At 36.1% G+C, this 8,662-nt stretch carries 9 protein-coding genes; 8 read left to right on the forward strand and 1 reads right to left on the reverse strand.

The features are described 5' to 3' along the window. The first annotated feature begins 38 nt into the window (after positions 1-38). From C200_RS05240 to C200_RS05265, 6 genes are all read left to right on the forward strand, one after another. Positions 39-536, forward strand: coding sequence for a hypothetical protein (locus C200_RS05240; protein ID WP_016209686.1), 498 nt, complete (start codon positions 39-41; stop codon positions 534-536). Between the two features lie 392 nt (positions 537-928). Next, a complete protein-coding gene (locus tag C200_RS05245) occupies positions 929-1,549 on the forward strand; it encodes a type IVB secretion system apparatus protein IcmL/DotI (RefSeq protein WP_168183137.1) in 621 nt (206 codons plus the stop codon). A gap of 1 nt (position 1,550) precedes the next feature. Continuing rightward, the gene (locus tag C200_RS05250; RefSeq protein ID WP_016209685.1) at positions 1,551-1,886 is read left to right on the forward strand and encodes a hypothetical protein; all 336 of its coding nucleotides are present in this window, start codon (positions 1,551-1,553) and stop codon (positions 1,884-1,886) included. Positions 1,887-1,890: 4 nt separating this feature from the next. Continuing rightward, positions 1,891-2,301 (forward strand): hypothetical protein, encoded by a 411-nt coding sequence (locus tag C200_RS05255; RefSeq protein WP_032126407.1) that lies wholly within the window; start codon positions 1,891-1,893, stop codon positions 2,299-2,301. After that, a complete protein-coding gene (locus tag C200_RS05260; protein WP_016209669.1) occupies positions 2,292-3,245 on the forward strand; it encodes a phosphatase PAP2 family protein in 954 nt (317 codons plus the stop codon). Before C200_RS05255 ends, C200_RS05260 begins: the two co-directional genes overlap by 10 nt. A gap of 67 nt (positions 3,246-3,312) precedes the next feature. Next, complete coding sequence (locus C200_RS05265; RefSeq protein WP_016209671.1) at positions 3,313-3,540, forward strand: hypothetical protein; 228 nt, start codon at positions 3,313-3,315, stop codon at positions 3,538-3,540. Positions 3,541-3,622: 82 nt separating this feature from the next. On the opposite strand, the gene C200_RS05270 is transcribed toward C200_RS05265, so the two are convergent. After that, the gene (locus tag C200_RS05270) at positions 3,623-5,524 is read right to left on the reverse strand and encodes a hypothetical protein (RefSeq protein ID WP_016209683.1); all 1,902 of its coding nucleotides are present in this window, start codon (positions 5,522-5,524) and stop codon (positions 3,623-3,625) included. 335 nt (positions 5,525-5,859) lie between these two features. On the opposite strand from C200_RS05270, the gene C200_RS05275 reads away from it, so the two are divergent. After that, complete coding sequence (locus C200_RS05275) at positions 5,860-7,338, forward strand: nuclease (protein ID WP_032126406.1); 1,479 nt, start codon at positions 5,860-5,862, stop codon at positions 7,336-7,338. A gap of 183 nt (positions 7,339-7,521) precedes the next feature. Further along, on the forward strand, positions 7,522-8,355 hold the full coding sequence (locus tag C200_RS05280; protein ID WP_016209674.1) for a hypothetical protein: 834 nt from the start codon (positions 7,522-7,524) through the stop codon (positions 8,353-8,355). Positions 8,356-8,662 lie beyond the last annotated feature (307 nt).

Raw genomic sequence — 8,662 nt, forward strand, 5'->3', positions numbered from 1 at the left:
TAATTATTTAATTTTTGTAAATAAAGAAGGATTGATTTATGTCTAGCCTAAGTAAAGCTTTAGCAATTGCTTTGTCACTTTCTTTCTGTAGTACTTTGTTTGCTTCGCATGGCAGAACGATGACAATAACAAATAATACAAAGGCAAAGGTTATGCTTTATTTTGATAGCTTTGATTGTATGTATCCTAGCCATGGTAGTAGTGATGAAAGGTATTCAATGGATGGGTTGAAAAACTATGTGTTAGATGCAGATGACTCCGTTCAAGTATATGAAGAAATGGATGCTTCTTTTGCTAGTTGTTATGTTGGATATCATTACTATAAGTTTCATGCCATGTTTTATGCCGCACCTTATATCCAGGCGTCTATTAAAGGCAAGATTCATATGAATGCAGGCTCAGTGAGTAGTCGAACTTATTACAGTCAAGCGAGTACGTTAAGCCAATATCTTAAGATTAGTGAAAGTGGCTCAACTTTTTGTATTAAGGGGCCAAAAGATCCTTCACAACCAGATGTAGTAGATGATAAGTGTTAAAATATCTGGACTTATGTAATCACTTATAATTTGTTGCTATTAGCGCCAGTTGTTATTTAACATTGGCGTTAATGTAGTAGTTAATGATGAAGATAATAAAATATATTATATTTTTTATCTGCTCTGCTATTTAAAAAATTTTATTTTTTATAAACATATAATTTATACCCCCTACTTTAATTTTTTTAATTTAAGTTGATGTAACTTACTTTAAACTATATTATCTTTTTTATTTTAAGATTATTTTAATGTAATTTTTTACATTAATTTAACTTAAAAAGGCAGTATTCTAATTAAGGTGTTGGTAACATGATGGGCTATTTTTATGTACCCTAAGGACTAAATACATTATTTAAACTCTGTTGGTCTTTGCTTATTTAAGGGGTGTAGAGTTGGGTTCGCAAGCATTAAATGAAGTAAAGCTTAGAAATGATTTTTACCGTGATAACTTTAGAAGAGTTGCATTAATATTATTAATTTCAATAATGATTAATTTAATTATTTTGATATTTTTAATAATTTCATTAACTACTAAACCTAAGCCTAGTTATTTTGCTGTTACTGATAGTGGTCGTTTGATTACATTACAGTCATTAGCTAATCCAGTAGAAAATGATGCATATGTTATTAACTGGTTGTCTAATGCGGTGGTTAATATCAATACATTGGATTTTTTAAATTATAGAAATCAGACTGAAGGTAAAAGACAGTATTTTACCCAATATGGTTGGGGACAATATTTAAAAGCCTTTAAAAATATTATTGGAAAGATAAAAAGTGGTCAATATGTTTCTAGAGCGGTAGTTACGGATGCTCCGGTTGTTATTCAGAAGGGTATTGTTAGTGGAGTTTACAGTTGGCGCTTACAGGTGCCTGTGACGATCACTTATCAAAAGGGTAACTCGAAGGATACACAAAATTTAGTGTGGACGGTATTAGTACAAAGAAATGATGATTCTAAGGATAGTTTAATGGGTATTTCTCAAATTGTTCAGGTGAAAGGGAGTAACTAATATGAATCATGAAACTATTTTGAATAGGGTAATGAATTTATATGAAGGGTATAATTTTTTTTATAATGAGAAAAGAATTAACTATAAAGATGTACTGTCAATTACTAAGCCAATTATAGAGTTAATTCTAAAAAAAGCGAAGCTGACATATAAATTTTTATTTAATGATGAATTTAGTTATAGAAAAAAAAGATTAGAAGGTCAGGATGGTGAATATATTTTTTTTGATGTGACTGAGGACGTATTTTTTATTATCGCTTTGATTATTGTTGATATAATTGAGGAAATGGTTGCTTCTGGAAATAAAGACATTCATATAGATAAATATGTGAGATAGGTTTATGATTAAACGGTTTATGTCATTTTTAAGTAAGTCATTTTCACTGCCTTTTCTAAAAGAAAGTTATAAATTTGTTTTTTCTATTTATAAAAAAACTCTTGCTACCCAAAAAGATATAAAAGAAAATGAAAAAATTCCTATTGAGTCTTCTGGTATGTCAGAAAGTAAAATTGCAACTGCAAGGAAAGCTTTTTTAATATTAGCAGTATTTTATTTTATATTTTTTGTGGCTATTTTAACGTATACAATACTATTGGTTTTCCATAAGTCATATATGACCGCAATTGTTGGTGCTGCAGGCTCGCTCGTTTGTTTTGCACTATTTTTTAAGTATCATTTTTGGTTGACTCAAATCAAGTGCGGCTATTTAGGAATGACATTAAAAGAATGGTATCAGCAGTTATGGAAGTAGGTTTAAAATTTGATTTATTAAAGATAGGTGGTTTTGGCCAAGAAGCTGGTACAGCGTTCAATATTTTTGATAAATTATCTATTGGCTTATCTCTAATGCTGATGCTTTTATCTTTTTTATTTGTATTTATTAACGATAATTATACCCACTATATTGGCAATGGTAATCCAATAAATATAAATAATGGGGTGTTAGTATTACTGATATTTTTATTGCTTATTCTTTCAGCAACGCTGTATCGCTCTTTGCCAAAAGCGGGGTTTGTTTTTAAATTTATTGCGCTGTATTTTTTGAGTATTATGGCCATGATAATCTCTTGCAATGTACAGTTTTCACCCTTTCCACCTATTGATGTTGACTTACATAAAATAGACTTGTTGATGGGCTTTAATCAAGATCAATGGCTTGCTTCTATCCATCAGCATGCTATATATTTAAAAATATTGAATTGGGCGTATGAGTCATTAACGTATCAAATTGTTTTTTTACCAGTACTTGCTTGTTGTTTTATTGATAGATTAGAGCTTGAATCTTTTTTAGTTAAATTATGCTTTTTAAATATTATAGGTTGCTTAATGTATTATTTTTGGCCGACAGCATCTCCTGCCAGTGTTTTAAACCATAAATATCTTATCGATAGTCAAATAGATTTAGCATTAAAATTTAAACAACTTCATCAGAAAATTTGTCCAACTGTGTCTAGCGGAGGGTTAATTAGCTTTCCATCATTTCATGTCATCTGGTCTGCGTTATTGACGTTACTATTTAGAAAAAAAATATATTTTCTTGTGCCGCTATTGCTTTTAAATAGTTTATTATGGCTAGCAACGGTGCTACTAGGTTGGCATTATATTATGGATGTTGTCGCAGGGTTACTTCTTGTATTTTTTTCTTTTATTTTATTTGATAAAATCATTAAAAATAAACTAATTTTAAAAAATTAACTTTAAAAAATAGTGTATAAAATATAATCAACAGCATGATAAATATTAATTTAGATAGAGAAATGATTTGAAAAAAGCTGCTGTTATTTCTTTAGCTGTCGTCTCAGTACTTGGTTGCTTAATTATTTCCTTTGCAGGTGGTGGACTGACTAAATTTGTACTCAGTATTGACTCAATTATTCATACTCTTGAGTGGATTGGCCTGGGTATTATTGCACTTTTTGTTGGTGCGTTTGTAATTTTAGGAACGATTGTTATTTTTGCAGCTGTGTGGGATGAACTGTTTAGGCGTTAATCGCTTAGCAAATTCATCCTAACCATAATAAAGAAGCCTCTAACTACTGTGGACTGTTATAAGTTAGAGGCTATTGAGGCTACTAGATAGGGTGCTGTAGAGCACCGCCATGATCAAAATCAGCATCTGTGCCTGTGACTAGTCCTGCTGCTTCAGCTCCTTGAGCGGCTGCTTTAGCAGCTTGTGCTTCAAAAGGTCGCAGAGGGTCTTTTGGTGGCTTTGGTGGTTTGACAGCAAACTGGGTTTCTCTTTGTTGCTGGGGCTGCTGGGGCTGCTGAGGTTGCAATTGCTGAATTTCAGTCTGTAGTTTAGATGGCAGATCACTTAAATCAAGTTGATCATGAGTAGCACCTGCATTGAGAAGTGTTTTGTATTCGGCTTTTATCTCTTTATCGCTAAGCTTGCCTCCGGTAGATTCTACTTTTATTTTCGCACCTGGAGTAGCTGTTAGCGCTGCGACTGCAGCAGAAGCGGCGAGTTGGCGTGAAGGTTCTGTGCCATGGTGTTGAATAGATAAGCCATCGGCACTTGGTGTAACATCAACACGTGCGATCTCTTTACCGTCGGGCTCTTTGGCGATTAATTTACTTTGATTATCGGCAAATTCACAGGTTATTGTGCTTTTTCCGGTGAGTCCTTGAAAGCGCTGATTAACTTGATCTAAGAAGCCACCATCTAGGTGAACTAAGGGGGCTTGTAGTTGAGCACCTGTATTTTGTTGTGGAGCAGGTGCTGCTGAGCTTGGTCCTCTTGGTCCTGGTGATGGTTCTCCTTGTTCTCCATCTTGAGCTGGAGTAGGGGCAGGTTGTTGTGCTGCTGCTGTTGTTTGAGGCTGAGGGCTTGCTGGATTTCCTGGTAAAAGGGATGGAGTAGACCAATCGGCTACGGTTGCTGAAGCTGTCCGTGGACTTTGACCAGTTTTTGTCAAATCAACAGCATTTAGGCGACGCCTTTTTTGTGGAGGCGGTGCGGCACTTGATTCAGTGAGGGTTGGACGAGTGGCTTGTGCAAGTGGACTTGGCCTTCTTTTTCTAGACTGGCGGCGTAGCCCTCTTCTAGTACTGCCCATCTCGTCATCATCATCACTACTATACCCAGAAGTGAACTGTCTTGGGTGTGAGTGTGTTCGGTCTAACATATCACCTCGCAAGGCTCTAGCTGCTGAATCTCTTTCTAGTGCGAGGCCTAATCCACTTTGTTGAGTGGTTGCTACTTCTGAATCAGCAGAAAATTCTCTAAATGAAAATAATAGTTGTATTAGCTTAGTTGGTTTATTATCACCGGTTAAATCTCTAGCAGCAGCATTAGCTTGCTGGTCTAATGCTTGCCATTGTCCGGTAGTAAGGTGAGTCTTGTTAAAGCCAGATAAAATTGCTACCTTTTGGAAGCTTGTAAAAGGTGTAGCAGGTTCCACTTCAGTAAATGGATCATCATGGTCATCTTGAAGCATGCTAGCAAGCTGTGGGCTTGCATTTGCTAAACTGTGAGCCATATCCTCCTCTGCACTTTGAAGCACACTTTTTTGATGCTTTTTATGTAAATGATCAAGGTAGTGTGATAAGTTTCCCATTAATGTTTGTTCTTTTGATGTACTATCTGTGCTATCGAGGGGCGGTCTTGAGTCTTGGGCCAGCATTCCGCTATCGCTAGAAGAGCTGTCGGTATAATCTCTCTCTCTTGCACGTTCAGCCTGTTTGGCTTGCTCTTGAAGCTGATTAAATTGATCAAAAAGTGACTGAATTTTTTGCCTTTTTCTTTCAGCTGGTTCTTCTTGCTCAAGGCCTGCTGCAACTCTAGCAGTTTGATAAAGCTGTGCTTGTAGGGTGTCCCATTGCCCCCTATTAAGCGGTTCATAGTCGACCTTTATGCCATCTAGCATGCCCCTAAAGTTAAAATGTTGATCCGGGATAAACGCTTCTTTAGAGTATGGTATTAATTGTTCTACATGTACTGTTAATGCTTCTACTGTTAATTTTCCTGGCATATTACTAAACCTTAAAATAATAACTTTAATCTTATCCTAGTGAGTTACCTGTATTTATAATATGGAGAGAACTTAGTTATTTTTAATGTTTTTCTAAGGTAATCTTAAAGTTATTGTAAGAGCTAAAGTTGTATTTATTGTCCTAATTAAAACCTTAATTAAAAACAAATTTGTTAATGTTGTTTTAATTTACATGCACAGCTAATTTTAAGCATTTTCTATATGTTATTGATGTTTTTTTAATGTTAATTTAATTAAAATATTATATATCTTAATTTATTTATGTTTGGTAATTATCTTTTAATTTTAATTTAATAATTCCTTAAGGAGGGCGTATGCCTAAAATTTTAACACTTACATGGAATGTGGGAAACAAGCAAGCTGATGGGGCATGCATGGATCAATTAGCCGGTGAAGTAACTGCTGACGGGGAAATTCCTGATATTGTTATTTTTAGCACTCAAGAGGCTAAAACAACGAAGGGTTTGTGTAAACATTTATCAACGCGATTGGCTGGGCGACTGCGTAACCAAGATGGTGTTCCATTTGAAGAGCTATATCAAGGCCACATGAATGTTAATACTAAGCCAAAAAATATAAAAAATTATGTAAAACCTTCTGAAACGGCTCTGGGGATTCTTATAAACCCGCGCATTGCTGACAGAGTGTCTATTGATCTTATTACACCTCCTGGAAATGTGCGTGATAAAGAAAGTATAAATAAAGGGGGGGTGTATGCAGTACTTAGGATTAAAGGTGAGGACGGTAAAGAAAGAAGGGTTGGGGTTATTGCTTGTCACTTAGACTCTAATAGTCAAGAGCAGCGCAAAAAAGAAGTGGCGCAGTTTAATTTGGCTATTGGTGGTGAAGAGCTTGATACGATTATATTTGTCGGTGATCATAATGAGCGTTTATCAAAGGATGCTATTCAGGAGGGCTCTATTCATGGTAAACGCTGTCAATTAAAACCAGAGAGTCCAAGCGATTTAATTGCCAATTACGATCCTCTTTCTAGAGGAGATGTTCCACATTTTAGTAGGGATAAAGGTTATTTTGCTCCCAGGTTAGATGAGCTTACTCATCATGAAACGAGAGGTGAGAGCGAAACTCGCTTTAAAAAGAAGCGTGAAGTAGCCGATGCTGGGGCTTTAGATAATATGGTGATACGAACTTCACAGAGCATTGAAAAAACCATTAAGGACCCAAAAGTAATTACTGTTAAAGACTCTAAGGGGAAAGAGGTTAGTGACCATAAAGCTGTTTTAGTTAGATTTGAATTTAACCCTGATGCTGCAGACTTGGGTGCACACTATGATAAACATCATCGAGAATATTTAAAAGAAAAGTATGAGTTAGTTGATGACATTATTAGTAACGCAGTGTTGTCTGCATTGGCTGCTGCTGACCGCTATATTTGTCATCGTGCTTCTGATGCTGCGGGTGGTCGGTATATATTTGATAGCTTACTTGGTAAGGATGGTTTAAAGGCAACGGAGGCTTTTGTTGATTGGTTAAAACAACATCCACAAGCACAGCACAGTGCGGTGAGGCAAGAAGCTTTAGACTGTCTTTTTGCTAAGAAGGGCTATGAAGATTATCGACCCTCTAAATACCATAAGCACTCAAGATATGCGATGTTCAAAAGTTGTGGGCTTTTAAAACAGAGTGTCGATGAATCTAAATCGTGCTGTAGTAATCTGTTTCAAGATAGCTTTATGCATATGAGTAGTAGTGAGCGTGTTGCAGAGGTGCAAGGTGCAGAGGCGCAACATGAAGCGGCTAGAATGACAGTGCCGGCGGTGTTGGCGTGCTGATTTAGTCAATATTATGGCAATTTAATATCAAAAGGACAGGTAAGCAGGATGTTAGATAGAACTGGATTTTTACATTGACTTAACATGGAAGTTATAAATTTTAGGTTCTTTATCATAATGACTATAGTGAAAATATTATATGGTTAATAGTAAGTAATTGTATTTTCAGTGGAGTGATTATAGATGCCAACGTTATCGAGTTTGCAAGGGGGGCTAGAGCTAAAACGCCGGCTTATTGAGCTTGCAAGAGAGCATGGGGAGGTATTAAGGGAGCAACTCTTAAATAAAAGTGAGACTCTTGAGGACTTATCTAAAGTTATTGCGACAGATTATGATAATAGTCCTGATAGAATGGATGAGATAACAGCAGTGCTCAATCAAGAGTTGAGCCATGCTAAATATCAGGATATTGTTGCTGAATTAAAGCCAGCGGGCGCGTCTGAAATTACAAGAAAAGATTTTGAAGCCTGCGCATTGGGTTTAGCACCCGGTGCAGAGGTAGATCCACGTTTGCAGTCACGGTTTGAGTATCAGCCTCATGAGGGTGTCGCACCAAGCCCTAAGCCGAGGAAAGTCCGCGAAAACAATCATAATTCATTAAGACAGTTGCAGGATGAGGCTGAATTTCTGTTAGAATCTGGTGAGCCAGTAGGTAGTCAGAGGTGGAAGCAGCTTGAAGCGAAGTTTAATAAAGTTGCAGAGCGTATCAATGCTGAAACGCCTGCGAAATTTGCTGGGCTTAAAAATGGTATTCTTGGAACTATATTCTCAATAAGAGATTTTTTTAGAAAACGTGAGGCCAAAGCGGAGTATGGTGATGATGTTGACGATCTGAATGAGTTAGGCCGGTTATTGAAAAACCTGTCTAAAGCAAATGTGCAGCATCAGATAAGCCATGCTGCGAATGCAGCTGCCGCAGAATATCAAATGTTTACGCCATGTGCGCAACAAGCCGCACAACCGGGGGCACAAGCTGAATTGCATATTAGTACTGAGCGGGCTATACCTGGCATGTAACCTGATTATTTGATTATTTGATTATTTGATTATTTGATTATTTGATTATTTGATTATTTGATTATTTGATTATTTGATTGTTGTGATTATGACCAAGTCAAACTGTTGATTTGGTTTTATTTGAATACCCTAATATCCCTGCCTGGTTGTATTGCTTATATAAATTTTTTTGATTAATTTATATAATATTTATCGCCCTCCGTCATCTGAAGTGCAACACTACTCTATACTAAGCCGCCATCAAATACTCTAAAAAAACATGATTAGGTGAGCAATAATTCAAACTCGCTCTTCTTCTGGTGTTCAA

It is taken from the genome of Piscirickettsia salmonis LF-89 = ATCC VR-1361 (genome assembly GCF_000297215.2).
Classification (GTDB): Bacteria; Pseudomonadota; Gammaproteobacteria; order Piscirickettsiales; family Piscirickettsiaceae; genus Piscirickettsia; species Piscirickettsia salmonis.